General features: G+C 70.3%; 27 protein-coding genes. 9 read left to right on the forward strand and 18 right to left on the reverse strand.

Translation table 11 applies throughout. From position 1 onward, the window contains the following. Positions 1–58 precede the first annotated feature (58 nt). From RIC31_RS08750 to RIC31_RS08775, 6 genes are all read right to left on the reverse strand, one after another. Positions 59–718, reverse strand: coding sequence for a glutathione S-transferase family protein (locus RIC31_RS08750; protein ID WP_350105259.1), 660 nt, complete (start codon positions 716–718; stop codon positions 59–61). A gap of 57 nt (positions 719–775) precedes the next feature. After that, positions 776–3901, reverse strand: coding sequence for an efflux RND transporter permease subunit (locus tag RIC31_RS08755; protein WP_350105261.1), 3126 nt, complete (start codon positions 3899–3901; stop codon positions 776–778). Then, positions 3898–5265: an efflux RND transporter periplasmic adaptor subunit gene (locus RIC31_RS08760; protein ID WP_350105263.1), complete on the reverse strand. Its 1368-nt coding sequence runs from the start codon at positions 5263–5265 to the stop codon at positions 3898–3900. Before RIC31_RS08760 ends, RIC31_RS08755 begins: the two co-directional genes overlap by 4 nt. A gap of 139 nt (positions 5266–5404) precedes the next feature. Next, positions 5405–5746: a cupredoxin domain-containing protein gene (locus RIC31_RS08765; protein WP_350105265.1), complete on the reverse strand. Its 342-nt coding sequence runs from the start codon at positions 5744–5746 to the stop codon at positions 5405–5407. A 133-nt stretch (positions 5747–5879) separates the two neighbouring features. Beyond that, the gene (locus RIC31_RS08770; RefSeq protein WP_350105267.1) at positions 5880–6203 is read right to left on the reverse strand and encodes a TM2 domain-containing protein; all 324 of its coding nucleotides are present in this window, start codon (positions 6201–6203) and stop codon (positions 5880–5882) included. 46 nt (positions 6204–6249) lie between these two features. After that, positions 6250–7308 carry a malate/lactate/ureidoglycolate dehydrogenase gene (locus RIC31_RS08775; protein WP_350105269.1) on the reverse strand — a complete coding sequence of 353 codons (1059 nt, stop codon included), beginning with the start codon at positions 7306–7308 and terminating at the stop codon, positions 6250–6252. Positions 7309–7397: 89 nt separating this feature from the next. Between RIC31_RS08775 and dapF the strand changes: the two genes are divergently transcribed. Genes dapF through ftsY form a run of 4 tightly spaced genes read left to right on the forward strand, consistent with a single transcriptional unit; the run spans position 7398 to position 11164 of the window. After that, positions 7398–8249, forward strand: a complete 852-nt coding sequence (dapF, locus tag RIC31_RS08780; RefSeq protein WP_350105270.1) for a diaminopimelate epimerase — start codon at positions 7398–7400, stop codon at positions 8247–8249. A gap of 16 nt (positions 8250–8265) precedes the next feature. Beyond that, entirely contained in the window at positions 8266–8799 is a 534-nt protein-coding gene (locus RIC31_RS08785) for a 2'-5' RNA ligase family protein (protein WP_350105272.1), read from the forward strand. 54 nt (positions 8800–8853) lie between these two features. Beyond that, complete coding sequence (gene mtaB / locus RIC31_RS08790; RefSeq protein WP_350105275.1) at positions 8854–10149, forward strand: tRNA (N(6)-L-threonylcarbamoyladenosine(37)-C(2))-methylthiotransferase MtaB; 1296 nt, start codon at positions 8854–8856, stop codon at positions 10147–10149. Positions 10150–10198: 49 nt separating this feature from the next. Then, positions 10199–11164: a signal recognition particle-docking protein FtsY gene (ftsY, locus tag RIC31_RS08795; RefSeq protein ID WP_350105278.1), complete on the forward strand. Its 966-nt coding sequence runs from the start codon at positions 10199–10201 to the stop codon at positions 11162–11164. Between the two features lie 7 nt (positions 11165–11171). On the opposite strand, the gene RIC31_RS08800 is transcribed toward ftsY, so the two are convergent. The 5 genes from RIC31_RS08800 to RIC31_RS08820 all read right to left on the reverse strand — a co-directional run bounded on the left by RIC31_RS08800 (position 11172) and on the right by RIC31_RS08820 (position 14378). Then, on the reverse strand, positions 11172–11495 hold the full coding sequence (locus tag RIC31_RS08800) for a hypothetical protein (RefSeq protein WP_350105280.1): 324 nt from the start codon (positions 11493–11495) through the stop codon (positions 11172–11174). Beyond that, on the reverse strand, positions 11488–12015 hold the full coding sequence (locus RIC31_RS08805; RefSeq protein ID WP_350105282.1) for a hypothetical protein: 528 nt from the start codon (positions 12013–12015) through the stop codon (positions 11488–11490). The genes RIC31_RS08800 and RIC31_RS08805 overlap by 8 nt, the downstream gene beginning before the upstream one ends. A gap of 148 nt (positions 12016–12163) precedes the next feature. Then, on the reverse strand, positions 12164–12697 hold the full coding sequence (locus RIC31_RS08810) for a PAS domain-containing protein (protein WP_350105283.1): 534 nt from the start codon (positions 12695–12697) through the stop codon (positions 12164–12166). A 140-nt stretch (positions 12698–12837) separates the two neighbouring features. Then, complete coding sequence (locus RIC31_RS08815) at positions 12838–13374, reverse strand: PAS domain-containing protein (protein WP_350105285.1); 537 nt, start codon at positions 13372–13374, stop codon at positions 12838–12840. A gap of 17 nt (positions 13375–13391) precedes the next feature. Further along, the gene (locus RIC31_RS08820) at positions 13392–14378 is read right to left on the reverse strand and encodes a 2-hydroxyacid dehydrogenase (protein WP_350105287.1); all 987 of its coding nucleotides are present in this window, start codon (positions 14376–14378) and stop codon (positions 13392–13394) included. 185 nt (positions 14379–14563) lie between these two features. Here RIC31_RS08820 and RIC31_RS08825 point away from each other — a divergent pair, with 185 nt between their 5' ends. Continuing rightward, positions 14564–15097, forward strand: coding sequence for an SH3 domain-containing protein (locus RIC31_RS08825; protein WP_350105289.1), 534 nt, complete (start codon positions 14564–14566; stop codon positions 15095–15097). 39 nt (positions 15098–15136) lie between these two features. Here RIC31_RS08825 and RIC31_RS08830 read toward each other — a convergent pair whose 3' ends face one another. From RIC31_RS08830 to RIC31_RS08840, 3 genes are all read right to left on the reverse strand, one after another. Then, positions 15137–15730, reverse strand: a complete 594-nt coding sequence (locus tag RIC31_RS08830) for a DUF3501 family protein (RefSeq protein ID WP_350105291.1) — start codon at positions 15728–15730, stop codon at positions 15137–15139. A gap of 64 nt (positions 15731–15794) precedes the next feature. Next, positions 15795–17132 carry a (Fe-S)-binding protein gene (locus RIC31_RS08835; RefSeq protein WP_350105293.1) on the reverse strand — a complete coding sequence of 446 codons (1338 nt, stop codon included), beginning with the start codon at positions 17130–17132 and terminating at the stop codon, positions 15795–15797. Positions 17133–17212: 80 nt separating this feature from the next. Continuing rightward, positions 17213–17635, reverse strand: a complete 423-nt coding sequence (locus tag RIC31_RS08840) for a rubrerythrin family protein (RefSeq protein WP_350105295.1) — start codon at positions 17633–17635, stop codon at positions 17213–17215. Positions 17636–17935: 300 nt separating this feature from the next. Between RIC31_RS08840 and RIC31_RS08845 the strand changes: the two genes are divergently transcribed. Then, the gene (locus tag RIC31_RS08845) at positions 17936–18787 is read left to right on the forward strand and encodes a class I SAM-dependent methyltransferase (RefSeq protein ID WP_350105296.1); all 852 of its coding nucleotides are present in this window, start codon (positions 17936–17938) and stop codon (positions 18785–18787) included. Between the two features lie 5 nt (positions 18788–18792). On the opposite strand, the gene RIC31_RS08850 is transcribed toward RIC31_RS08845, so the two are convergent. From RIC31_RS08850 to irrA, 3 genes are all read right to left on the reverse strand, one after another. Continuing rightward, positions 18793–19224, reverse strand: a complete 432-nt coding sequence (locus tag RIC31_RS08850; RefSeq protein ID WP_350105298.1) for a hypothetical protein — start codon at positions 19222–19224, stop codon at positions 18793–18795. Positions 19225–19430: 206 nt separating this feature from the next. Beyond that, complete coding sequence (locus RIC31_RS08855; protein WP_350105300.1) at positions 19431–20510, reverse strand: hypothetical protein; 1080 nt, start codon at positions 20508–20510, stop codon at positions 19431–19433. A 185-nt stretch (positions 20511–20695) separates the two neighbouring features. After that, a complete protein-coding gene (gene irrA, locus RIC31_RS08860) occupies positions 20696–21109 on the reverse strand; it encodes an iron response transcriptional regulator IrrA (RefSeq protein ID WP_350105303.1) in 414 nt (137 codons plus the stop codon). Between the two features lie 312 nt (positions 21110–21421). Here irrA and fabA point away from each other — a divergent pair, with 312 nt between their 5' ends. The 3 genes from fabA (at position 21422) to RIC31_RS08875 (ending at position 24112) form a co-directional block, all read left to right on the forward strand. Next, entirely contained in the window at positions 21422–21949 is a 528-nt protein-coding gene (gene fabA, locus RIC31_RS08865; protein WP_350105305.1) for a bifunctional 3-hydroxydecanoyl-ACP dehydratase/trans-2-decenoyl-ACP isomerase, read from the forward strand. 11 nt (positions 21950–21960) lie between these two features. After that, positions 21961–23184, forward strand: a complete 1224-nt coding sequence (fabB, locus tag RIC31_RS08870; RefSeq protein WP_350105307.1) for a beta-ketoacyl-ACP synthase I — start codon at positions 21961–21963, stop codon at positions 23182–23184. A 79-nt stretch (positions 23185–23263) separates the two neighbouring features. Continuing rightward, positions 23264–24112: an enoyl-ACP reductase FabI gene (locus RIC31_RS08875; protein WP_502990114.1), complete on the forward strand. Its 849-nt coding sequence runs from the start codon at positions 23264–23266 to the stop codon at positions 24110–24112. Here the strand turns inward: RIC31_RS08875 and RIC31_RS08880 are convergent. Then, a complete protein-coding gene (locus RIC31_RS08880; protein ID WP_350105311.1) occupies positions 24109–24696 on the reverse strand; it encodes a GNAT family N-acetyltransferase in 588 nt (195 codons plus the stop codon). The genes RIC31_RS08875 and RIC31_RS08880 overlap by 4 nt on opposite strands. Positions 24697–24714 lie beyond the last annotated feature (18 nt).

Raw genomic sequence — 24714 nt, forward strand, 5'->3', positions numbered from 1 at the left:
AGAAGGCCGCCTTATACGCGCGGCGGCCGGGAGGGTCAAGGCGAGCGGCGAGATCCGCTCAGTCGCGGTCCGGCGCGCCGAGCGGAAACAGGTGGCGGAACGGGCGGGCCTCGTCGACGGCGCGGGCGAAGGAAGGCCGGGCCAGCAGCCGGTCGCGGTACCGGCGCAGCGCCGGAAACCGGTCGCCCAGGGGATGCGCCCAGTCGGCATAGAACAGGGACGGGGCCGCCGCGCAGTCGGCGAGGCCGAACCCGCCGGCCGCCCACTCGCGCCCGGCCATCCGGGAATCGAGCCAGCCATAGGCGGTGTCGAGCATGCCCCGAGCCTCGTCCACGCCCTGCCGGTCCCGCCGGTCGGCGGGACGCAGGCTGTCGCCGACGATCTTCTGCAGCGGGGTCATGACGTAGTTGTCGAACACTCGGTCCAGCATCCGTGCATCGAGGGCCGCCGCCGGATCCTCGGGGATCAGCCGCAGCGGTCCGGGATGGTGCACGTCCAGGTACTCGATGATGACCGTCGTCTCGAACACCGTCCGGTCGCCGTCGGCCAGGACCGGGAAGCGCTTCATCGGCCACAGCGCCGTCATCTCGGCGAACGCCGCAGGGTCGTCGTCCTGGCCGATCCGGCGGTATCGGAAACCTGTGCCGTTCTCGTACAGCGCGATCAGCGCCTTCTGGCAGTAGGACGAGAACGGGTGCGCATAGAGCGACGGGACCAAGGCGGATCTCCTCCGGCAGGATTATGAGTTGATATCAACTCATAAAGTCGACCGATGTCAAGCCCGCGCCGCCTCGCGCCGCTCGCGGGCCAGCGAGGTCAGGCCGAAATCGTCGAGGATGGCGTAGAACGCCGGCACCACGAACAGCACCAGGAAGGTCGTGGTGGTCAGGCCGAAGGCGATGCTGGTGACCAGCGGGATCAGCAGCTGGGCCTGCAGGCTGGTCTCGAACAGCAGCGGCAGCAGCCCGGCCACGGTGGTCAGCGAGGTCAGGAAGATCGCCCGGAACCGCGCCTTCGCCGCCTTCGGGGCGGCGGCCTCGACGGTGACGTCGCCGGGGGCGTGCTCGCTCTTGATGAACTGCACCAGCAGGATCGAGTCGTTGACCACGATGCCGGCCAGCGAGATCAGGCCGAGCAGGCTCGGCAGCGCCAGGTCGATGCCCAGCAGCAGGTGCCCGGCGACCGCGCCGATCAGCGCGAACGGGATCAGGCTCATCACCACCAGCGGCTCGACGTAGCTGCGGAACTGGAAGCTCAGCACCAGGAAGATCCCGACCAGCCCGAGCACCAGCGCCTTGGCCATCGACGTGCCGGTAGTCCGGCCGCTGGCGACCTGGCCCTCGATCGACACCTCCAGGCCGGGATAGCGCCGGCGAAGTTCCGGCACGAAGCGGGCGTAGGTGTCGTTGACGATCTCGGTGGCGTTCGCCACCCGGGTGTCGACGTCGCCCTGGACGGTCACGGTCGGCCGCCGGTCGATCCGCACGATGCGGGCGTAGCCGCGGTTCCAGCGGGCGGCCGCGACCTCGCTCAGCGGCACCAGCTTGCCGTCCGGGGTCGCGATCACCGCGTCGTCCAGGGCGGCCAGGCTGCCGCGGTCGACGCCGGCCAGCCGCACGTCGATCTCGTAGGATTCGACGCCGACCTGGATCTCGTCAGCGGTGCTGCCGAAGAACGCCGCGCGCAGCTGCTGGGCGACGGTGCGGGCGTCCAGGCCGAGCTGGCCGGCCCCCTCCTTCAGGGTCAGCACGATCTCCGGCTTGCCGGCCTCCAGGTCGTCCAGCAGGTCGCGGGTGCCGCGGTAACCGGCGAGCCAGCCCTCCAGGTCCCGGGCGGCGGCGTCCAGCGCCGGCAGGTCGGCGCCGGCCAGCCGGAACTCGATCGCCTTGCCGGCCGGGCCGGCCGTGGGCTCGGCATAGGTGACGCGGACGCTGTCGAGCAGCGGCCCGACCTCCCGGCGCCAGCGGTCGACGATGCCGTCGTTGTCGACCGTGCGGATCTCCGACGACAGCAGGTCGATCGACACGGTCGCCAGGTTGGCGCCGGTGTCGCCGGTGTCGGCGTTCTCGTTGTAGGTCAACAGGACATGGCGGACCAATGGCCGGCCGTCCGGCTGCCTCGGCGCGAGCTGTTGGTTCACCCGCCCGGCGGCGTCGACCAGCCGGGCCACCATGGCCTCGGTGTCGGCCAGCCGGCTGCCGCGCGGCAGCGTGACGCGGGCCTCCAGGGTGTCGCCGTCGAGTTCCGGAAAGGCCTGGAACTTCAGCACACCGCCGGCCAGCATCGCCACCGCGACCAGGAAGGCGCCGAACGCGATGCCGACGGTCAGGTAGCGATGCGCCACGGCGCGCGCCGCCAGCGGCCCGACCTGCCGGTCGCGGACCCGCTCCATCCAGCCCTCGGCCCAGCGCCGCACCCGCCCGGGCCGATCGGGGCCGTGTTCGGTGTCATGGGGATCGTGGCTGAGGTGGTTCGGCAGGATCAGGAAGGCCTCGACCAGCGACACCGCCAGCACCAGCAGCATCACCACCGGCACCACCGACAGCAGCTGGCCGAGGTCGCCGCTCAGGAATGCCAGGTAGCCGAACACCGCCGCGGTGGTGACGAAGGACGACACCACCCCCGGCAGCACCTGCACCGTGCCGTCGATCGCGGCCTGCAGCGCCGGGCGGCCGCGCTGGCGGTGCGCCTGGATGTTCTCGGCGATCACGATGGCGTCGTCCATGATGATGCCGATCACGATCAGCAGCCCGACCATGGTCAGCATGTTGATCGAGTAGCCGAGCAGGGCCATGGCGGCGAGCCCGCCGAGGAACGACACCGGCAGGCCCATGGAGATCCAGAACGCGGTGCGCAGGCCGAAGAACAGCCAGACCGCGGCCGCCACCAGCACGATGCCCTGGACGGCGTTCTCGAACAGCATGGTCAGCCGGTCGCGCACGATCGACGACCGGTCGCTGGTGATCGCCAGCACCGCGCCGGGCGGCGCCCGCCCGCGCTCGTCCTCCAGGAACGCCTGCAGCGCGGCGATGACGTCCAGGCTGTCGGCCGACCATGTCTTGGTGATCTCCAGCAGCGCCGCCGGCTTGCCGTTGAACTCGATGCGGACCTCGTCGTCCTGGAACCGGTCGGTGACCGTGGCGATGTCGCCGAGCCGGATCTGCCCGCCGCGGCCGCCCTCCACCACCACCAGGTCCTTCAGGGCGTCGACCGAGACCCGCTGGTCGTCGAACCGCAGGGCCACCACCCGGTCCGCGGTCTCGATGTCGCCGGCCGGCAGCTCGACGTTGCGGCGGCCCACCAGGTCGGCGATGTCCGACACGCTGAGGCCGAGCGCGCGGGACATGCCGTCCTGCACCTCGATGCTGATCTGGTGGTCGGAGAAGCCGGTGACATCGACGTTCGGGATGCCGCCCCAGCGCAGCATCCGGGCCTTGACCGCCTCGGCATAGGCCTTGAGTTCCGGCAGGCGGTCCGGCCCGGTGATCGCCACCGCGGCGACGAAATCGGCGAGCCCGAGCTGCTTGACCACCGGGGTCTCGACCTCGTCGGGGAAGCTGTCGATGGCGTCGACCTCGGTCTTGATGTCGAGGAAGAAGCGGTCGAAGTTCGACCCCTCGGTCATCTCGAAGGTGGCGATCGCCAGCCCCTCGCGCGCCTCGCAGCGGATTTCCGCCATGTTGTCGACGCCGTCGACCGCGTCCTCGACCCGCTGGCAGACCGCGTCGGCGACCTCGGCCGGGGCGGCCCCCGGATAGGCGATGCGGGCCTGCACCTCGTCCGGGTCGATGCGCGGGAAGGTCTCGCGGCGCAGGCTCGGGGCGATCGCGATGCCGGCCACGACGAAGGCCAGCATCAGCAGGTTGGCGGCCGTCGGATGGCCGGCGAAGTAGCGGATCATCGCCGGCCCGCCTCGCCCGCAGCCCGGCGCCGCAGCGCCTCGGCGGCGCCGGCGTCGGGCACCGGCGTCAGCAGCATGCCCGGAATCGCCGCCGGCAGGTCGTCCAGTACCACCATGTCGCCGGGCGCCAGGCCGGACCCGACCACCACCAGGTCGCCGAACGCCCGCATCGCCGATACCGGCCGGCGCTCGAGGCGGGCCTCCGGGCCGACCACGTGGACCGCGCCGTCGCGCACCGCCGAACGCGGCACCACGATCGTATCGGCGATCGCCGCCGCCCGCAGCTCGACCTGGACGAACATGTCCTTGATCAAAGGCGGCCGCTCGCCCGGGCGGGCGCGGGCATAGGGCTCGTCCACCACCACGATCAGGCCGACGGTCCGGGTCGACGGGTCGACGGTGTCGCTGACCCGCGCCAGCCGGCCGGGCCACTCGATGTCGCGGTCGTCGAAGCGCAGCCGCACGGTGGCGCTCAGCCCGGCCCGGTCGACCAGGTCGCGGAAGTTCGCGACCGGGTCGGCGGTCTTCCCGAAGCCGCCGAAGCCGAGCTCGGAGAACGGCTTCATCCGGGACTGCGGGACCTGCATGTCGACCTCGGCGGTGTCGATGCCGTCCAGGGTCGCCAGCACCTCGCCGACCCCGACATACTGGGTGGCCTCGACCTTGACCTCGGCGATCCGGCCCTCGAATGGCGTCCTGATCGCGGTCCGGTCCAGGTTCAGCAGCGCGGTCGCCAGGTCGGCCTCGTCGACCGCCTTTGCCAGCTCCTGGGTCCGACGTTTCGTCGGCATCAGCCGGAGGTCGTTCTCGAGTCCCTGGACGGTGGCGCGCTGCCGGACCACCGCCAGATCGCTGTCGTCGACCGACGCCTGCGAGGTGTTGCCGCGCCTGACCAGGTCGCGCTGGCGCTGCAGGTCGCGCTCGGCCAGCGCCAGCGCCCGCTGCTCGATCTCCAGGCTGGTCCGCAGGTTGGCTTCGTCCATCGCCAGCTCGTCGAGGCCGGCCTGGGCGGCATTGATGTCGGCGTCGGCCTTGGCGACCGCCAGCTGGTAGTCCTCGTCGGCGATCTTGACGATCTCGGTGCCGGCCGCGACCCGGGCCCCGCGCTCCAGCTCGGGCGCGGTCCGGGCGACCCGGCCCGCGACCTGCGCGACCGCCGACCAGCTGCGGCCCGGTGCCACCGTCCCGTAGCCGGTGAGCCGCGGCACGAAGGGCATGGCGGCGACCTCGAGCACACGGACCCGGGCCGCCGTCTCCCCGGCCGGCTCGCGCGCCGGCTCGCCGCGGGTCGCAACCACTGCAGCCAGCACCAGCGCGCCCAGGACGACCGGCGGCAGGATCAACAGCTTGCGCGAAACCGCCATGGCTCATCTCCGGGTAGCGACCGGCCCAGAGTAACCGCCGACGCGGGGTTTCAAAGTGGCAATTGCCGCCATCGACGACCGCGCCGCGACCGGCGGGCGGCAACCCCGGAGCGGAGCCCCCGGTGTGGATCCCCTGGGGCTACTTGGCGACGATCACGCCCCTGGCGGTCTTGTCGTGGCGCTGCCCGACGAAGCGATACTCGCCCGGCTTCAGCGGCCGGATCGAGATATAGCCCTTGCTGTTGCCGCGGATGACCTTCTCGAGCCGAAGGTCCGTCAGGTCGAGATGCTCGGCGGTGCCGTCCGTGTTGTGCACCAGCAGGGTGAACAGCTTGCCGGCCGGCACCTCGAGGCGGGCCGGATGGAAGTGGTGGTCCTTGATGGTCAGCTCGACCGGCTTGTCGACGTTCGCCGACGCCGGCACGGCCGCGAGCAGGCCGGCGGCGAAGGCGGCGGCACGGGCGATTGGTCGGACATTCATGCGCGGTATCCTCTGCTCCTGAGTTTCCCCCGGCGCCCCCCGGGCTGGTTCAGGCCTGCCACAGCGCTACCAGTCCTGCCGGTCGGATACAATGGCGCATGCCCGACACGATCGGCCGGCCGGGCCCGGTCGATCAGCGGGCGCCGCGCTCGATCTCGGCGATGATCGCGTTGTTGCGGTCGCGGGCCAACCCCGGGATCAGCAGGGCGTCGACCAGCCACCACAGGAACGGCAGCACCAGGATGACGTAGCCGATCAGGATAATGCTCAGGGCCGTGCCGACGGCCCACAGGGCCAGCATCAGCAGGCCGCTGAGCACATATCCGAGATAGATCCGGTGCAGCCCGAAGAAGCCGAGGAAGAACCACAGCAGGTAGGCGACCAGGACCGACTTCTTCGCGGCGTCGAACCGCATCAGCTTGCCGGCCTCGTCCATCCGTCCCCGGTCGTCGCTCATCCCCGGCTCCCGTTCGGTCCGTGCAGGTTCCCGGAGGCTAGCAAGTTCAGCCCGCGAAGTCCGCCTCGCTCAGGCCGGCCTCGAGCCCGGCCCGGCGCATCTCGCCCCAGGTGTTGTCGTCGATCCAGATGCCGTTGGCCTGGCGCTCGGCCATGGCCGCGCGCTCGGGATCGCCCGGGAACTGCACCTTGTCGAAGCCCTTGGCCGGCTTCGAGGAACTGACGTGCTCGACCAGCTTGTCGATCTCGTCGCGGAACGGGATGTCGGCCCCGAAGCCCTTGGGGTCGATGACGATCATCAGCATGTTGTTGCAGATCGTCTCCTGGTCCATCAGCTCGTCGCGGGCGGTGCCGCCGCCGGTGATGCCGGCCGCCAGGATCTCGCAGATCATCGCCAGCCCGTAGCCCTTGTGCTGGCCGAAGCTCATCATCGCGCCGTAGGGCTCCTCGAAGATCACCTTCGGATCGTCGGTCGGCAGGCCGTCGGGGCCGATCAGGGCGTCGGCCGGGGTCTTCTTGCCGGCGTAGTAGGCGACCCGGACCTTGCCCTGGGCGACTCTGGAGGTCGCCATGTCGAGCACGATCATCGGGGTCTTGTCGGTCGCCGGGATCGCCGTGCAGTAAGGGTTGGTCGAGTAGCGCGCCTCGTAGCCGCCCCACGGTGCCACATAGGGCCGGTGACCGGTGGTGTTGACGTAGTGGATCGAGATCAGCCCGGCCCGGGCGCACATCTCGCCCCAGGCGCCGATCCGGCCCATGTGGTGGGTCCGGCGCAGGCCGACGATCGCGGCGCCCTTCTCCTTGGCCCGGGCGATCGCCATCTCGGTGGCGTCACGGCACACCGTCTGGCCGTAGCCCATGTTGCCGTCGAGCAGCAGGTAGACGCCGTTGTCGGTCACCACCGTCGGCTTGACGCCGAGGTTCATGGTGCCGGTGCGGGCATGCTTCATGTAGCGCGGCGCCAGCCCGACGCCGTGGCTGTCGTGGCCCATCAGGTTGGCCTGGACGAGGTTCTCGGCCACCGCCGCGGCTTCGGCGCGGTCGCTGCCGGCCCCCTGGATCATGCGCGTGACGAGTTCGGTCAGGCGCTCGTGCCCGATGATCATCGGTGCTTCTCTCCCCTGGATGCGGTTTTTCGCGGAAGGCGGTAAGGCGTGGTTGCGCGCGAGCCTACACCGTCTCTATATCTGCCGTCATGGACGGTTTGCCCTTCACCAAAATGCATGGCCTCGGCAACGACTTCGTCGTGGTCGACGGCCGGGCCATGCCGGCCGCGCTCAGCCCGGCGCAGTACCGCGCCGTGGGCGACCGCCGGCGCGGGGTGGGCTACGACCAGTTCCTGACCATCCTGCCGGCCCGCAACGGCGGCGCCGCCTACATGGCGATCCACAATCCGGACGGCTCCGAGGCCCAGGCCTGCGGCAACGGCACGCGCTGCGTCGCCTCGCTGCTGATGCGCGAGGCCGGCACCGCCGAGGTGGCGATCGAGACGGTCGCCGGCCGGCTGGTCTGCACCGACGCCGGCGACGGCCGGGTGACCGTCGACATGGGCCCGGCCCGGCTCGGCTGGGACGAGATCCCGCTGGCCCCCGCGGAAAACGCTGCCGAAGCGGACACCCTGTCCTTCACGGTCCCGGGGGCCGAGGCCTTCGGGCCGGCGACCGCCGTGAACATCGGCAACCCGCACGCGGTGTTCTTCGTGCCCGACGCCGAGGCCGTCGACCTGGCCGGCGTCGGCCCCGGGATCGAACACAGCCCGGCCTTCCCGGAACGCGCCAACATCGAGTTCGCCACCGTGCTGGCCCCCGACCGGCTGCGCATGCGGGTGTGGGAGCGCGGCGCCGGCATCACCCAGGCCTGCGGCTCCGGCGCCTGCGCGACCCTGGTGGCGGCGGCCCGCCGCGGGCTGACCGGCCGGCGCGCCACCGTCGACCTGGACGGCGGGTCGCTGGAGATCTGGTGGCGCCCGGACGGCCATGTCGAGATGACCGGGCCGGTGGCGACCAGCTTCGCCGGCATCCTCGACGCCGACCTGCTGGCGGTCTGATGCCGACGGTCGTGCGATGAGTCTGGCGGTGCTCGGGCGGCCCCGGCTGAAGGCTGCCGACGCCGCCTGGATCACCGCGTTGCGCGACCGCCACGGCAAGGCGCTGGCGACCCCGGAGATCGGGCCGCACGTCACCCTGGTGTTCCCGACCGGCGCCACCGACGCCACCACCGCGACCGGCCACCTGGCGATGGTCGCCGGCGAGACCCCGCCGCTCGACCTGGCGTTCCGTTGCGCGCTGCCGGTGCCCGACCCGGACTCCGGCGACACCTTCGTCTACCTGGTGCCCGACGAGGGCTTCTCGACCCTGGTCCGGCTGCACGACCGGCTGTATTCCGGGCCGTTCGCCGAGGCGCTGCGGCTCGACCTGCCCTACATCCCGCACATCACCCTCGGCCGCATCGCCGAGGCCAAGCTGGCCCGCGCGCTCGCCGACGACCTGAACGGCCAGGAGCCGGAGATCGGCGCCCGACTGGAGACCGTCGAGTTGTTCCGCCTGGACGGCAAGGAACCGGCCCGCCGGCTGGCCGAGGTGGCGCTGCGCGGCTGACCGGCGCGCGCACCGGCCTTGCATTCCCGTCGCCGTGAAGGCATCTACCGGCCCATGGCACGCGCGGCCGACATCCCCACCGCTGCTTCCCACCGGGTCGAGACCTTCGGCTGCCGGCTGAACGCGCACGAGTCCGACGTGATCCGCGGCCATCTCGCGGCCTCCGGGGCCGGCGACACCATCGTGGTCAACACCTGCGCCGTCACCGCCGAGGCCGAGCGGCAGTCGCGCCAGGCGATCCGCCGGCTGGTCCGCGACAACCCCGGCAGCCAGGTGGTCGTCACCGGCTGCGCCGCGCAGATCGACCCGGCCCGCTATGCCGCCATCCCCGGGGTCGCCCGCGTGGTCGGGAACGAGGAGAAGCTGCAGGCCGGGACCTGGTCGGCCGTCGACGACGCCCCGGCCGTGCTGGTCAACGACATCATGAGCGTGCGCGAGACCGCCGCCCACTTGGTCACCGAGGCCCAGGGCCGCGAGCGCGCGATCGTCCAGGTCCAGCAGGGCTGCGACCACCGCTGCACCTTCTGCATCATCCCCTACGGCCGCGGCAACAGCCGCTCGGTGCCGATCGGCGCCGTCGTCGAGCAGGTCCGCGCCCTGGTGGCCGCCGGCTACCGCGAGATGGTGCTGAGCGGGGTCGACATCACCTCCTATGGCGGCGACCTGCCCGGCAGGCCGAGCCTCGGCCAGATGGTACGCCGGCTGCTGGCGCTGGTGCCCGAGCTGCCGCGCCTGCGGCTGTCCTCGGTCGACCCGGTCGAGCTGGACGACGACCTGTTCCGGCTGATCGCCGGCGAGCCGCGCTTCATGCCGCACCTGCACCTGTCGCTGCAGGCCGGCGACGACATGGTGCTGAAGCGCATGAAGCGCCGGCACCTGCGGGCCGACGCGATCCGGCTGGTCGAGAAGGTCCGCGCCCTGCGCCCGGACGTGGCGTTCGGCGCCGACGTGATCGCCGGCTTCCCGACCGAGAGCGACGCGATGTTCGAGAACACCGCCGCCCTGCTCGCCGACCTCGGCATCCAGCACCTGCACGTGTTCCCGTACTCGCCGCGCCCCGGCACCCCGGCCGCCCGCATGCCGCAGGTGCCGGGCGACGTCCGCAAGGCCCGGGCCGCCCGGCTGCGGGCGATCGGCGCCGCCAGTCTCGACGCCTGGCTGGCCGGCCGGGTCGGGACGACCGACCGGGTGCTGGTCGAGGCCGACGGCATCGGCCGCGGCGAGAGCTTCGCGCCGATCGCGCTGGAGCCCGGATCCGCGGCCGAGCCCGGCACGGTGGTGCCGGTGACGATCCTCGGCCTGGAGAACGGCCGCCTGATCGGCCGCCCGGCGCTGCGCGCCGCAGCGTGATGACCGCTGCGCGCCGCCGCCTGATGCCCGCTTCGCCGGAGACCGCCCGATGAGTGCCGAGCCGACCGCGCCCCAATCGGACTCGTCGGGAAGGAAGGGCTGGTTCGCCCGCCTGCGCGACGGCCTCGCCAAGTCGTCGCGCCGGCTGGTCGACGGCATCTCCGGCCTGTTCGTCAAGCGTCGGCTGGACGCCGCGACGCTGGAGGAGCTCGAGGACCTGCTGATCACCGCCGACCTCGGCGTCGAGACCGCCGCCAGGCTCACCGCCAACCTGGCGCGCGAGAAGTTCGACAACGAGGTCACCGGCGACGAGGTGCGGGCCGCCTTCGCCGCCGAGATCGCCGAGATCCTCGCGCCGGTGGCGGTGCCGCTGGAGCCGCGGGACGTCCCGGCCAGGCCGTTCGTGGTGCTGATGGTCGGGGTCAACGGCTCCGGCAAGACCACCACCATCGGCAAGCTGGCCCGGCAGTGGACAGCCGCCGGCAAGACCGTGGTGCTGGCGGCCGGCGACACCTTCCGGGCGGCCGCCATCGAGCAGCTGCGGATCTGGGGCGAGCGCACCGGCTGCCACGTGGTCGAGAAGCCGCACGGCTCCGACGCGGCGGCGCTGGCCTACGACGCGCTGGTCGAGGCGCGGGCCCGCAACGCCGACGTGCTGCTGGTCGACACCGCCGGCCGGCTGCAGAACAAGGCCGCCCTGATGGAGGAGCTGGCCAAGGTCATCCGGGTGCTGAAGAAGCAGGAGCCCGACGCCCCGCACGCCACCGTGCTGGTGCTGGACGGCACGGTCGGCCAGAACGCCCACCAGCAGGTCAAGGCGTTCCGCGAGATGGTCAACGTGACCGGGCTGATCGTCACCAAGCTCGACGGCTCGGCGCGCGGCGGCATCGTGGTGGCGCTGGCCCAGAGCCAGGGCCTGCCGGTGCACGCGGTCGGCGTCGGCGAGGGCGCCGACGACCTCAGGCCGTTCGAGGCCGAGGCCTTCGCCCGCTCGCTGATGGGGATCGAGGGGTAGCGGCGGCCTACAGGGCCTTGAGCATCTGCTCGACCTCGGCAAGGGCCTCGTCGACGCGGCGCGCCCGACGCTTCGCAGCTTCAAAGAGCCCGGTCAGGTTGACGCCATCCGGCTTCATTGCAAAGCCGAGAGGCTGAGATACGACGGACTGAATTGGGCGACCATCAGCGTTGAACAACGTGAGTGTCAGTCCTTCGCGCGAAGGCTTCAGCTGTAGCTTGTACGGCGGGAGTATGGCCTCGAGTTCGTTGAAGTCGGGCTCTTCCCATTGAAGGTTGCCCAATTCGGTCTTCGCCAAGATGTCGGGAACCATTGCAGCCAAGTCAGCCATCGGCTTCCTCCGGAAGGGATCTCTTCGCGCGCTGCACGCGCCGTGACAGCACCCTGCGTATATCGTTGAGATGGGACGATATCATAGCCGGGTCCAGGCTCGCGTCAGGCGAGACCATCGCTTGGTCGAAGTGCTGCTCTAGGATACCGACGGCGCGATCCATCGACCGATGCTCTCTATCCGCGGCATTGTCCCCGCCAGCGGTCGCTTCCAGACTGTCTATCTTGGCCCTCAGCATCTCCAGGCAAATTCTCGCAACCTCTAATTTGCCTGTCTCGGCATGCTCCTTGATCCGCTGAGTGACCTGGCCAGCCTCGCCGAGCTCCGCGATATGATCGCTTTGGTTCAGCCGGCGAACCGTTGCCGCAGTCGCCTGCCGTGCCGCTTCGGCAGCTCTCCGAGCACCGCGCGCCTGCCGATAGGTCAGGGCCAGGCCGACGATGGTAATCACACCGGCGCCCCAAGTCGCTCCACCGACCCAAAGCGAATCCGTAAGGATGTGAACGACCCAGTCCGGCACCCGCCCCTCGCCTCGTACCAATCAGCTCGAAACCCAATCAAGTTGATCTAACGGTACCATAACGGCAACGTACCGCCGCAGCGAACAACCTATGGGGAAGCCAGAGCGTTTCCACCTGCACGACTGGACACCAACCTCGGCCACGATCTCACCGACTGTCGCGCAGCGACACCCAACGCAGGTCGATTATCTCGGTCTCGGCCTGCAGCACCGGAATCGCCGCCGACTTCGCGTAGACCGTCATGCCCACCATGTGGTCGGCGGGGCCGTCCGCCGGGCCGACCGGCAGCACCACCCGGTAGCCGGGCATGCGCTGGCCGGCGTTGGTCGGGTGCTGGGCATAGGTGTAGCAGGCCGCCGGCTCGGTCACGACGCGTCGCCAGCGCGCCAGGATGGCGGCCGCGCCGGCCGGCCGGAACAGGTCGCCGGCCCGCTTGCCGACGATGCTGCCGCCGTGACGCTCGTAGATCTCCTGGCCGGCGAGCCGGTATTCGAAGTCGGCGCCGCCGTCCATGGCGCGGACCACGAACAGCCGCGACAGCGCCCAGGGCAGGTCGACCGGATCGATGTCCTCGAAGCACGGCATCCGGCGGCCGGCCGCCCTGGCGATCCAGTACGCCGCCAGCCGGCGCAGGTCGCCCGGGGCGTCGGCCGGGACCAGGTCGTCAGGCGAGTCGAGCACGGTCCGTCCTTCGCCTCGTCGGGAGCCGCCTTCTGCGCTCCGCCATCGGTCGCCTCCGGGGCATTTCGCCGATCGCCGAGGATAGAGCAACGGCCGACGGCGTCAGCAGGAATCCGGCGGGTCCGGGTCGCGGCCCCGGGTCAGCCCGCAGCCGACAGGTCGGCCCAGCGGATGTCGTGGGTCTCGGCGCCGCTGATCACGGCGCTGCCGGCCGCCGGGCGGCTCTCGAACACGGTCATGCCGATGATGTGGTCGACCGGGCCGCCTACCGGCCCCAGGGGCATCGCGATGCGCAGGCCCCTGATCCGGAGGCCGCTGGTGGTCGGGTGTTCGCCGACGACGTAGTAGGCGGCCGGCGACTCGACCACCCGGCGCCAGCGCGCGAACACCTCGGCCGCCGCACTCGCCTCCAGCAGGTCGCCGACGCGCTTGCCGGCGATCGCGCCCTGGTAGCGCAGGTTGATCGCCTCACCGGCCAGCCGGTAGACGAAGTCGCGCCCGCCGTCGAGGACCCTCACCACATAGACCCGCGACAGCGCCCACGGGATCTCGACCGCGTCGATGTCGGCGAAGATCGGCATCTGGCGCCCTGCGGCCTTGGCGATCCAGTAGCCGGCGAACCGCCGGATATCGCCGGGCGCGTCGTCCGGGAGCAGGTCCTCCGGCGTGCGGAGCATGACTGGGTCCACTGCCGTCAGAACATCGTCTCGACGACCCGGTCCGGCGGGGTATGGCCGTCGGCGAAGGACCGGATGTTGACGATCACGCGCTCACCCATGTCGCGGCGCCCCTCGATGGTCGCCGACCCCATGTGCGGCAGCAGCACGGCGTTGTCGAGACCGAGCAGGTCCGGGTTGACCTGCGGCTCGTGCTCGTAGACGTCGAGGCCGGCACCGGCGATGCGCTTGTCGCGCAGCGCGTCGATCAGGGCCGCCTCGTCGATCACCTCGCCGCGCGCGGTGTTGACGATATAGGCATGCGGCTGCATCAGGTCGATCCGGCGGCGGTTCAGCAGATGGTAGGTCGCCGGGGTGTGCGGGCAGTTGACCGACAGGATGTCCATCCGGCCGACCATCTGGTCCAGGTTGTCCCAGTAGGTCGCCTCGAGCTCGGCCTCCAGGTCCGGGTGCACCGGCCGGCGGTTGTGATAGTGGACCGACAGCCCGAAACCGCGGGCCCGGCGCGCCACCGCGGTGCCGATCCGCCCCATCCCGACGATGCCGAGGCGCTTGCCGTGGATCCGGTGGCCGAGCATCCCGGTCGGCGACCAGCCGGTCCAGGTGCCGGTGCGGATCAGCGCGCTGCCCTCGACGATGCGCCGCGGCACCGCCAGGATCAGCGCCATGGTCATGTCGGCGGTGTCCTCGGTCAGGACCCCGGGCGTGTTGGTGATGGTGATGTGCCGGGCCTTGGCGGCCCGCAGATCGATATGGTCGACGCCGGTGCCGAAGGAGGCGATCAGCTTCAGGCGGTCGCCGGCCTGCTGGATCAGCGCGGCGTCGATCCGGTCGGTGACCGTCGGCACCAGCACGTCGGCCTCGCGCATCGCCGCCGCCAGCTGGTCGTGGGTCATCGGCACGTCGGACAGGTTCAGGCGGGTCTGGAACAGCTCCATCATCCGGGTCTCGACCGGATCCGGCAGCTTGCGGGTGACGATGACCAGCGGCTTGCTATGCGGCATGGAATCCTCCCGGGCCCTCGGTCTCCGTCGGCTCGCCGCGGGCCGCACCGGCTCGTGACCGTCCAGGCATCGGTTAGCAGGGCCGCGACCGGCTGTCACCTGTCCCGTGCGGTCGAGCTTATATCGTAGGCGCGCCGCTTAACGAGCGCTATGGATAGCGGTATAAGCGATCGACGACAGGGATGATGACCGGATCGATGCGACCCGCCGCGCTACTCGCCATTCTCGCCCTGACGACGGCCATCGGGCTGGCCGCCGGCACGGCTCCGCGACCGCTGCTGGCCGCCACTGTCGGGATCGAGACCGGCCTGCCGATCCCGCGCTACGTGACCCTGCGCGCGCGGGAGGTCAATGTGCGCGCCGGGCCCGGGGTGCGCTATCCGATCGACTGGGTCTACCAGCGCCCGAACCTGCCGGTCGAGGTGATCGCCGAGTTCGATACCTGGCGCAAGATCCGCGATCCCGACGGCACCGAGGGCTGGGTGCACCAGTCGATGCTGTCGGGCCGGCGGACCGTGGTGGTGATCGGCGGCGAGCATCTGCTGCGCCGAACGCCCGACCCGGCGGCGGCGCCGGTCGCCCGCCTGGAAGCCGGGGTAATCGGCTGGCTGGACGGCTGCCGCAGGGACTGGTGCGAGATCGATGTCGGCGGCCTCGACGGCTGGATCCAGCGCGCCCATATCTGGGGCGTACGCGCCGACGAGGTGGCGAGGAAATAGCCGCAGCCGGCCGCGTCCCCTGATTGCGGACCCGTTGGATCAGTCGAAGTCCTTCGCCAGCGCCGCCCGCACGTCGTCGGTCAGCACCGTCATGTGGGCGTAGGCCGGGTGCTTGACGCCCAGCGTCACCTCGGTCCCCGGCGCTGCGAAGGCCGCGGCCTGCGCGTCGGTGAAGGGGAAGTGCAGGAACTGCACCGAGGAGGCCTTGCCGTCGGCGGTCGTGCGGTCGACGTCCGCCTCGGCGGTGGCGACGATCTCCTGCCCGGCGAGCCGCAGGAACACGGTCTCCTCGACGCCGCCGAGCTTCGACAGCACCGCCTTGCGCAGATCGGGGTTGTCGATCTCGAACATCAGGGTGGCGACCAGTTCGCGGCCGTTCGGGATCAGCGGGTTGTAGGCTTCCAGCTCGTCCGGGATCTGCGCCTCGCCGCCGCGCTCGATGAACAGCATCTCGTGGATCTGCTGCCACATCGTCTCGTAGTTCTCGAAGTAGAAGGTCGCGTGCGGGCCGAGCGGCACCCGGCGGTTGCGCTTGATCCCGACCAGCGCCTTCCGCTTCTCGGCCCGGACCTTGGCGTACTCGGCCATGTCCAGGATGTCGGCGCGGGTGATCTCCTTCGCCATGACGGTCATTCCTCTGTTCTCCTCGGCCCGGCCGCGGCGACCGGGCACCGTGATTCGATTGTTTCGGTTCCGGTCAGAGCCCGTAGGCCCGCGCGAACAGCTCGATCGGATGGTGCGTGACCGCCGGGATCGCGGCCTCGCCGTCGACCCGCTCCATGCCCTGGCGGATATGGTCGGCGGCCAGCGGACAGCCCGACGCCAGGTAGGCCTTGCCGGCCTGCCGGGCCTGGCGGGCGACCGGCTTGCCGACCTTCAGGGCGACCTCGAAATTGTCCTTCATGACGCCCCAGGAGCCGCCATGGCCGGAGCAGCGCTCGATCACCTTGAGGTCGGCCTCGGGGATCAGCTTCAGCAGCTCGGTCGACTTCTGGCCGATGTTCTGGGCGCGGGCGTGACAGGCGATGTGCAGCGTCACGCCGCCGTCGAGCGGCCCGAGGCCCGCAGCCAGGCCCTCCTTGCGGGCGATCCCGACGACGTATTCGTCGATGTCGCGGGTCGCCGCCGACAGCGCCCTGACGTTTTCGTCGTCCGGGCACAGCAGCGGCCACTCGAACTTCAGCATCAGCACGCAGGACGGCACCAGGCCGATCACCGTCCAGCCCTCGTCGACCCGGGGCCGCAGCTCGGCCGCGACCTTGGCCGCGGTCTCGGCGACCCGGGCCAGGTCGCCGTGCTCCATCTGCGGCATGCCGCAGCAGGACGGATAGACGACCTCGGTCTCGACCCCGTTGTGCGCCAGCACCTTGCGGGCGGCAATGCCGATGTCGGGGTCGTTGTAGTTCGAGAAACAGGTGGCATAGAGCAGCGCCCTGCGGCCGAACGCCGGGGCCTCGCGGTTGACCTCGGGCACCTCGCTCCGGGCCTGCAGCGTCAGGGGGCGGGCGTGGTACTTCGGCAGCTCGGCGTCGCGATGCACGCCCAGGGCCTTCTCGATCAGCGGCCGGGTCAGGCGGTTCGCGTTGTCGCTCGCCCAGTTGCAGAGCCCGGCGACCGGGCGCGCCAGGCTGCCGTTGCGGTCGGTCTCGGTCAGCTCGCGCTCGCCCCGGGGGATCAGGCCCTTCTTCAGCTCGACCGCCCGGTAGCGCAGCATCAGGTGTGGGAAGTCGAGGTTGAACTCGTGCGGCGGCACGTAGGGGCACTTGGTCAGGAAGCACATGTCGCAGAGCGTGCAGGCGTCCACGACCGGCTTGAAGTCGGCACTGGCGACGGTGTCGAGCTCGCCGCTCTCGGATTCGTCGATCAGGTCGAACAGCCGCGGGAAGCTGTCGCACAGGTTGAAGCAGCGCCGGCAGCCGTGGCAGATGTCGAAGATCCGGCGCATCTCCTCGTCGAGCGCGGCCTCGTCGTAGAAGCCGGGGTCCTGCCAGGCGATCGGGTGACGGATCGGGGCTTCCAGGCTGCCTTCGGCCATCGGGTCCTCGCGGGGAGCGCTACGTTACGCGAATGAAACGACGGCCCCGGCGGGTTGCCCCGGGGCCGTCGGGTCGATGCTCAGGCGTCGAGGCCGTCGAGCGCCTTCTGGAAGCGGCCGGCGTGGCTCTTCTCGGCCTTCGCCAGGGTCTCGAACCAGTCGGCGATCTCGTCGAAGCCCTCGTCGCGGGCCGAACGCGCCATGCCCGGGTACATGTCGGTGTACTCGTGGGTCTCGCCCGCGATCGCCGCCTTCAGGTTCAGCGAAGTGTCGCCGATCGGCTCGCCGGTCGCCGGGTCGCCGACCTCCTCCAGGAACTCGAGGTGGCCGTGGGCGTGGCCGGTCTCGCCCTCGGCGGTCGACCGGAACACGGCGGCGACGTCGTTGTAGCCCTCGACGTCGGCCTTCTGGGCGAAGTACAGATAGCGGCGGTTGGCCTGCGACTCGCCGGCGAACGCGGCCTTCAGGTTTTCCTCGGTCTTCGAGCCCTTGAGCTGGGTCATGCGCCTCTCCAGTAGACGGTTACGGAAACGGACGAGCCCTGGAACTGCCGGGGTGGCGCGCCATGGCGACACCTGCCCGGCGACGGGCTTGGCCGTCTTATATGAATCGTCGGCCCACGCGGTCAATCTGTTTTGAATCGTTCCAATTCGTGCTCAAGCTGAACGAAAATGTACATGGCGGCGGCGCGCCGATTCGCCGCCCCGGACCGCCACGACCGCGCCCGCCGGAACCGTCGCCGGACCGGCGACGCCGAGCGATGAGAGCGAGTATTCATGCCGGCCTCCCGACCGAGGGTCCCCATGCCGACCGATGATCCGCGATACACCCACCGCCGTCTGCCGATGCGCCGCGACGAGGCCCTGGAAGCCGGTCGGCGGATGCACGAGGCGACCGCCGACCCGACGAACCCGCAAGGCGCGTGGTCGGCGACGCTCGCCGGCTTCAGGCTGCGCTGCGGCCTGGTCGACCGCTATCTCCGCGAATGCTTCGGCAGCACCGTGCAGGCCGGCCCCTTCAAGGGCATGCAGTACGGCGGCCGATCGGCGGGCTCGATGTACAGCCCGAAGATCCTCGGCAGCTACGAGCAGGAGTTGCACCCCTACATCGAGGCCCTGCCGCGCTACCGGCGCTTCGTGAACATCGGCTGCGCCGAGGGCTACTATGCCGTCGGCGCCCGCCTGGTGGCTCCCGACGTCGAGGTCCACGCCTTCGACATCGATCCGGAGGCGCGCCGGCTGTGCGCCGAGCTGGCCGCCGTCAACGGGGTGGCCGACGGCCTGCGGATCGGCGAGCGCTGCGACCCGGCGACGCTGGCGGAGCTGGCCGGACCCGGAACCCTGGTCATGGTCGACATCGAGGGTGCCGAGGTCGCCCTGTTCGAGGCCTTGGACCCGGGCCGGGTCGCCGCGGACCTGATCGCCTACTGCGACTTCCTGGTCGAGACCCACAGCACGTTGAACCTCGGCCTGACACTGCCGGCGGTCCTCGATGCCCTCTCCGGCAGCCACGAGGTCACGATCGTCGACCAGCAGCCGCGCGACTGGAGCGGGATCCCCGAGTTGCTGCCGCTCGGGCAGATGGACCGCTTCCTGGCACAATGGGAAGGCCGCGGCCCGGAGCCCTGGGTGTTCGCAAAGGCACGCAGCGGCTGAGGCGATCAGCCCGGCCGACTGTCGGCGAACAGGCGGTCGAGAGCGGCAACGGCGGCGGTCAGGTCGGTTATGCCGTGCATTGTGAGAAGCCGCGTCCGTCGCGGCCGGCGAAGCACGAAGCCGGTCGGGCCGGTGCCCTCGGCGGATAGCTGACTGATGACAACGGTTCCCCGATCGCCGGTCCAGTTCTTTCGTTCCACCGACAATTGTCTGGAAGGCCGGAACGACGCTACTGACTGTCCGGTCCATCGGTTGAGGACGATGATGCGGACGTCGGTTATGGCGAAGTAAGTCCGCGCCGCAGCCGCCGCATCCCAGGCATGAAGGGCCAGCATGCGGGCTGCACCAAAGGCCGGGACCAACGCAAGCCACGCGAGCGCCATTGCGAACATCTGTTGGCCGGACAGCACCCCGATGACGAGGCCGGCCGAGACCATTCCGGCCGCTACTGCCCCGCGGAGGAGGGTCTGGTACAAGCCGTGCCCGGCGACAGCCCAGGGGCTGGGACGACCCGTCCAGACTATTTCCTCGCCCAATTGAAGAATGGAGCGGAGCAAATGGTGGGCGGCCCCGTCCGAACTGGATTCCGGGACGGGCTGCCAGCGGCTGCCGACGCCCGGGCCACCGTTCCGGCGGCTCACCGTCATCGCCCGGGGGTTGCCAGAGCCAGACGCTCGATCGCTCCAGCCGCCTGTTGGACTCCGGAGACGCCCGGCAAGGTCAGTATCCGGTCCCGCGAACTGGGGCGATACGACCCGCGCAGCCACGGAAATCGTCCTCCCGGGACGTCGGCGGCGACCAGACGAAGCACGATGGTCCCGCGGTCGCCGCCGCTCTTGCGTTCGACGCTCGCGATCTGGGAGGGAGCATACAACTCGGCCGAACGGCCCGGCCACAGACGCACAACCACGACGCGGGTGGTCGTGACGAAGTAGAAGTGCCTGGATGCCAGCAGAACCTCGGCCGCCGCGAAGAGCAGGGCCGCAGCCGCGCCGAACGCGGGGGCGATGGCGAAAAACCACAAGATCTGGGCCAGCCCGCCCACGAGATGACCGACCGCAACCATACCAAGGGTGAGCATGGCCAACCCGAGGAACGGGCGGCACCGGTCCCCGACCAAAGCGAGCAGCCCCGGGCGACCGGCCCACACGATCCGCTCGTCCCGAAGTAGAATCGAGGCGAGATAATCGAGGGCCTTCTCCTCCGCCGCGTCACCGACAATCGCACTGCGATGCATGGCGGGCGGGACAGCGCTACCGGTTCCCCCGGCGCCGACTTCCGCAACCCTGCGATCCAACCCCGATCCCGCCGGTTGCGCCATCAGGACGCTGATCGCGTCCATCGCCGCTCGAAAATTCCGGATACCGTACAACCCGTCGTCGAGAGAGGCGTATCGAACATTGCGACCGAAAATGTTCCCCCCGCGAGTATGGCGCAGCTTCACGGTCCCCCGGTCGCTATCGGCATCATAGCGAATGACACGGTCGAAGCTGGCCGGACAGATCACGATTTCCCGCCACCCGAACCAGCGGCGCGCGATCAGGACCCGTTCCGACGTGATCGCGTACACCGTCCGGCGAGCGCGAAGCCAAAACCACAGCGGGGACAGGGCCAGCGCGAGCGCCACACAGGCGAACAGCACTGCAAACGGAATACCCAGGTAGTTTCGGGGTTCGCCCGACTCGTACAGATGCCAAGCTCCCAGAATTCCGAAGGCCGCCATCAGAACACCCCAGACGCCGGCGGGTAGTGTACGAAGAAAGACAGTGCGACGAGCAGGATGCCCCGCCCACACGATCACCTCATCGGGCGAAAGCCGAGTCCGCAGATGAAGAAGCAGAGGATGGTCGGGTGATGGAAACGCCGGTGTCGCGTCCTTGCTTCCCGCCATCGACCACCGGCCCGGTTTCAGCGGCTGCGGATCCGGATCACCAGGTCGACGCGCTCGATCTCGGCGCCCGGCGGCGGCGGCGGCAGGTCGCCGATCGCGATCTCGTCGCCCGGGATGTCGGTCAGCGTCCCGGTGGAGATGTCGAAGAAGTGGTGGTGGCCGCCGGTGTTGGTGTCGAAGTAGGAGCGTCCCGCCTCGACCACGACCTCGCGCAGCAGATCGCCGTCGGTGAACTGGTGCAGGGTGTTGTAGACGGTCGCCAGCGACACCGACACGCCGGCCGACTCGGCCTCGGAATGCAGCTGTTCGGCGGTCACGTGCCGGTCTTCGCCGTCGAACAGCAGCCGGGCCAGCGCCAGGCGCTGGCGGGTCGGCCGCAGCCCGGCCTTGCGCAGGCGGTCCAGGGCGGCGGCGTAAGGGCGTGCGGTCATCCTCGACCCCGTCTCCGGCGGCCGCGCCGGTGCGCGGGCCGCGAACATCGATATTGTTGAGAACCGCTATCATGAAGCGACCGCGCTGGCAACGCGCTGCCCGGCGGCCGTGGCGTGGCGGGGAAGCCGCACTTTGCAACTGTCCGGCTCCTATGGTTTGCTTCGTCCTTGAAGTCGGCTGCCGTGTCAGTTACCTCGAAGGGGTTGGGACGACGCTTCCCGGAGGGTGGAGGCGGCGGCCCGTCTGTCGACAAGACGGCGCGCGCGACCGGGAGTGACGCGGACCGCCGGGCATCAAGGGGGAAACCGGAGTTGAACGCTCAGAAGCGCCACAGCTTCTCCTACAAGGACCTGCTCGAATGCGCCCATGGGCGCCTGTTCGGGCCGGGCAATGCGAGGCTGCCGCTGCCGCCGATGCTGATGTTCGACCGCATCACCCACATTTCCGAAGAGGGTGGCGCCAACGGCAAGGGTGAGGTCGAGGCCGAGTTCGACATCAAGCCGGACCTCTGGTTCTTCCAGTGCCACTTCGAGGACGACCCGGTGATGCCGGGCTGCCTGGGCATGGACGCCCTGTGGCAGTTGCTCGGCTTCACCCTGGGCTGGCTCGGGGGCCCGGGCTCGGGACGCGCCCTGTCGGTCGGCGAGGTGAAGTTCACCGGCCAGGTGCTCCCCACCGCCAAGCTGCTGAAGTTCCATCTCGACCTGAAGCGCATCATCAGCCGGCGGCTGTATCTCGGGATCGCCGACGGCTGGGTCGAGTGCGACGGCGAGAAGGTCTTCGAGGCCAAGGACATTCGCGTAGGGCTGTTCGCCAATCCGGCGGCGGCCATGGCATGACGGAGGTCGCATTGCGCCGCGTCGTCATCACCGGGATCGGCATCGTCTCCAGCATCGGCAACGACAAGGCCGAGGTGACGGCGTCGCTGAAGGCCGGCCGTTCGGGCATCGTCCTCGCCGAGGAATACCGGGAGATGGGCTTCCGCAGCCATGTCCACGGATCCCTGAAGGTCACCCTGCCCGACCTGATCGACCGCAAGCTGCTGCGCTTCATGGGCGACGGTGCCGCCTACAACTACCTCGCCATGGAAGAGGCGATCGCCGACAGCGGCCTGGAAACCGGCGACATCTCCAACCCGCGGACCGGGCTGATCATGGGCTCGGGCGGACCGTCGACCCAGAACATGATGCTGGCCTTCGACACCGCCCGCGAGAAGGGCCCCAAGCGGGTCGGCCCGTACATGGTGCCGCGCGTGATGTCGTCGACCAACTCGGCGAACCTGTCGACCGTCTTCAAGATCAAGGGCCTCAGCTACTCGATCAGCTCGGCCTGCTCGACCAGCGCCCACTGCATCGGCAACGGCAGCGAGCTGATCCAGCTCGGCAAGCAGGACGTGGTGTTCGCCGGCGGCGGCGAGGAGCTGCACTGGACCCTGTCTGTGCTGTTCGACGCCATGGGTGCGCTGTCGTCGAAGTACAACGACTCGCCCGAGAAGGCCTCCCGGCCCTACGACACGACGCGCGACGGCTTCGTGATCGCCGGCGGCGGCGGCGTGGTGGTGCTGGAGGAACTCGAGCACGCCCGCGCCCGCGGCGCCAAGATCTACGGCGAGATCGTCGGCTACGGCGCCACCTCGGACGGGGTCGACATGGTGGCGCCGTCCGGCGAGGGCGGCCTGCGCTGCATGCAGCTGGCGCTGGCCGGGCTCAACGAGCCGGTCGACTACATCAACACCCACGGCACCTCGACGCCGGTCGGCGACATGGTCGAGCTCAACTCGATCCGCGAGGTCTTCGGGGCACAGAACCGGCTGCCGTTCATCAGCTCGACCAAGTCGATGACCGGGCACAGCCAGGGCGCGGCCGGGGTCCACGAGGCGATCTACACGCTGCTGATGATGAACGGCGACTTCATCGCCCCGTCGATCAACATCGAGACCCTCGAGCCGGACGCGGAAGGCATGCCGATCGTCCGGGAGCCGATGTTCGACCAGAAGATCAACCTGGCGCTGTCCAACAGCTTCGGCTTCGGCGGCACCAATGCGGTCCTGGCCCTGCGCCGGTTCGACGCCTGACCCTTCAGGCGCCCCACCGCGGGCCGACTTCGAGAGGGCCCGCGATGGCGCGGTCCCGGCCGACCGACGAAGGATGAAAATGAGCGAGACCGCGACCAGCGAGACCGCAGCTCCCCGCCCGCTCATGGCCGGCAAGCGCGGTCTGATCCTGGGTGTCGCCAACGAGAAGTCGATCGCCTGGGGCATCGCGTCGGCGGTCGCGGCGCATGGTGCCGAACTCGCCTTCACCTACCAGAACGACGCCATCAAGCGGCGGGTCGAGCCGCTGGCCGGCTCGGTCGGCTCCGACCTGATCATGCCCTGCGACGTCGCCGACGCCGCCAGCCTTGACGCCGTGGTGGCGGCGGTCGCCGCGCGCTGGGACCGCATCGACTTCGCGGTGCACGCGGTCGCCTACTCGGACAAGACCGAGCTGAAGGGCCGCTACTGCGACACCAGCCGGGCCAACTTCCTGAACACCCTGGACATCTCCTGCTACTCGTTCACCGCCCTGGCGCAGCGACTGGCGCCGCTGATGACCGCCGGCGGCAGCCTGATCACGCTGACCTATCTCGGAGCCGAGCGCTCGACCCCGAACTACAACGTCATGGGGGTCGCCAAGGCGGCGCTGGAGGCCAGCGTGCGCTACCTCGCCGCCGACCTCGGGGTCGACGGCATCCGGGTCAACGCGATCTCGGCCGGGCCGATGCGGACCCTGGCCGGCTCGGCGATCGCCGACGCCCGCTACACCTTCCGCTACGCCGAGAACGCCGCCCCGCTGAAGCGCAACGCCAGCCTCGAAGAGGTCGGCCGGGCCGGGCTCTACCTGCTGTCCGGCCTGTCGTCCGGCGTCACCGGCGAGATCATGCATGTCGACGGCGGCTTCCACTCGGTCGCCATCCCGCGCCCGCAGACCGGCGTCACCGTGCCGTCGGAGCACGGCGTCTAGAGGTCGATCCGGAACCGCAACGTCTCGCCGCCGCCATAGGCGTCCAGCTTGGCGAAGCGTTCCACCGGATAGCCGCCGTTGCCGGTGATGACCCGCTGCGAGGCCGGGTTGCCCGGGTCGGTGGTCAGTTCGACATGGGTCAGGCCGGCCGCCGGCATCCCGGTGGCGCGCAACTCCGCCAGCAGCAGGCCCAGTGCCGTCCGGGCATAGCCCCGGCCGCGCTTCCACGGCACCACCGCGTAGCCGATATGCCCGAGCACATGCGGCGGCAGGGCGGTGCCGCCCTTCTGCCAGCGGAAGCCGATCGAGCCGCACACCTCGCCGTCCCAGATCCAGCGCCGGAAGCCCGGCAGCCGCGGCACCACCGAGCCGTCCGGCAGGGTGACCGGGCCGCCGCGCCCCTCGGGATCGTCGAGGGCGGCGACGAAGGCATGCGGGTCGCGCTCGGCCCGCGCCAGCTCCTCGGCGCCGGCCTGCGGGCGCAGGTTGTCGGACGACCAGCCGCGCCGCAGCGCGTCCCTGTAGGACGGCAGCGTCGCCAGCGACGGAACCACCAGGGTGCAGGGAGGCACGGAGCCGGGCATGGGGCCAAATTCCTCGTG

The sequence above is a fragment of the Thalassobaculum sp. genome (genome assembly GCF_040219615.1).
In the GTDB taxonomy this organism is placed as follows: Bacteria; Pseudomonadota; Alphaproteobacteria; order Thalassobaculales; family Thalassobaculaceae; genus Thalassobaculum_A.

What these genes read in the sequence shown, in the direction of transcription:
- RIC31_RS08755 (WP_350105261.1), bottom strand. Translation starts at nt 3,901, where the DNA reads ATGATCCGCTACTTCGCCGGCCATCCGACGGCCGCCAACCTGCTGATG.
- RIC31_RS08760 (WP_350105263.1), bottom strand. Translation starts at nt 5,265, where the DNA reads ATGGCGGTTTCGCGCAAGCTGTTGATCCTGCCGCCGGTCGTCCTGGGC.
- RIC31_RS08765 (WP_350105265.1), bottom strand. Translation starts at nt 5,746, where the DNA reads ATGAATGTCCGACCAATCGCCCGTGCCGCCGCCTTCGCCGCCGGCCTG.
- RIC31_RS08770 (WP_350105267.1), bottom strand. Translation starts at nt 6,203, where the DNA reads ATGAGCGACGACCGGGGACGGATGGACGAGGCCGGCAAGCTGATGCGG.
- RIC31_RS08775 (WP_350105269.1), bottom strand. Translation starts at nt 7,308, where the DNA reads ATGATCATCGGGCACGAGCGCCTGACCGAACTCGTCACGCGCATGATC.
- dapF (WP_350105270.1), top strand. Translation starts at nt 7,398, where the DNA reads ATGGACGGTTTGCCCTTCACCAAAATGCATGGCCTCGGCAACGACTTC.
- RIC31_RS08785 (WP_350105272.1), top strand. Translation starts at nt 8,266, where the DNA reads ATGAGTCTGGCGGTGCTCGGGCGGCCCCGGCTGAAGGCTGCCGACGCC.
- mtaB (WP_350105275.1), top strand. Translation starts at nt 8,854, where the DNA reads ATGGCACGCGCGGCCGACATCCCCACCGCTGCTTCCCACCGGGTCGAG.
- ftsY (WP_350105278.1), top strand. Translation starts at nt 10,199, where the DNA reads ATGAGTGCCGAGCCGACCGCGCCCCAATCGGACTCGTCGGGAAGGAAG.
- RIC31_RS08800 (WP_350105280.1), bottom strand. Translation starts at nt 11,495, where the DNA reads ATGGCTGACTTGGCTGCAATGGTTCCCGACATCTTGGCGAAGACCGAA.
- RIC31_RS08815 (WP_350105285.1), bottom strand. Translation starts at nt 13,374, where the DNA reads ATGCTCCGCACGCCGGAGGACCTGCTCCCGGACGACGCGCCCGGCGAT.
- RIC31_RS08820 (WP_350105287.1), bottom strand. Translation starts at nt 14,378, where the DNA reads ATGCCGCATAGCAAGCCGCTGGTCATCGTCACCCGCAAGCTGCCGGAT.
- RIC31_RS08825 (WP_350105289.1), top strand. Translation starts at nt 14,564, where the DNA reads ATGACCGGATCGATGCGACCCGCCGCGCTACTCGCCATTCTCGCCCTG.
- RIC31_RS08830 (WP_350105291.1), bottom strand. Translation starts at nt 15,730, where the DNA reads ATGACCGTCATGGCGAAGGAGATCACCCGCGCCGACATCCTGGACATG.
- RIC31_RS08835 (WP_350105293.1), bottom strand. Translation starts at nt 17,132, where the DNA reads ATGGCCGAAGGCAGCCTGGAAGCCCCGATCCGTCACCCGATCGCCTGG.
- RIC31_RS08840 (WP_350105295.1), bottom strand. Translation starts at nt 17,635, where the DNA reads ATGACCCAGCTCAAGGGCTCGAAGACCGAGGAAAACCTGAAGGCCGCG.
- RIC31_RS08845 (WP_350105296.1), top strand. Translation starts at nt 17,936, where the DNA reads ATGCCGACCGATGATCCGCGATACACCCACCGCCGTCTGCCGATGCGC.
- RIC31_RS08850 (WP_350105298.1), bottom strand. Translation starts at nt 19,224, where the DNA reads ATGGTCTCGGCCGGCCTCGTCATCGGGGTGCTGTCCGGCCAACAGATG.
- RIC31_RS08855 (WP_350105300.1), bottom strand. Translation starts at nt 20,510, where the DNA reads ATGGCGGCCTTCGGAATTCTGGGAGCTTGGCATCTGTACGAGTCGGGC.
- irrA (WP_350105303.1), bottom strand. Translation starts at nt 21,109, where the DNA reads ATGACCGCACGCCCTTACGCCGCCGCCCTGGACCGCCTGCGCAAGGCC.
- RIC31_RS08875 (WP_502990114.1), top strand. Translation starts at nt 23,264, where the DNA reads ATGAGCGAGACCGCGACCAGCGAGACCGCAGCTCCCCGCCCGCTCATG.
- RIC31_RS08880 (WP_350105311.1), bottom strand. Translation starts at nt 24,696, where the DNA reads ATGCCCGGCTCCGTGCCTCCCTGCACCCTGGTGGTTCCGTCGCTGGCG.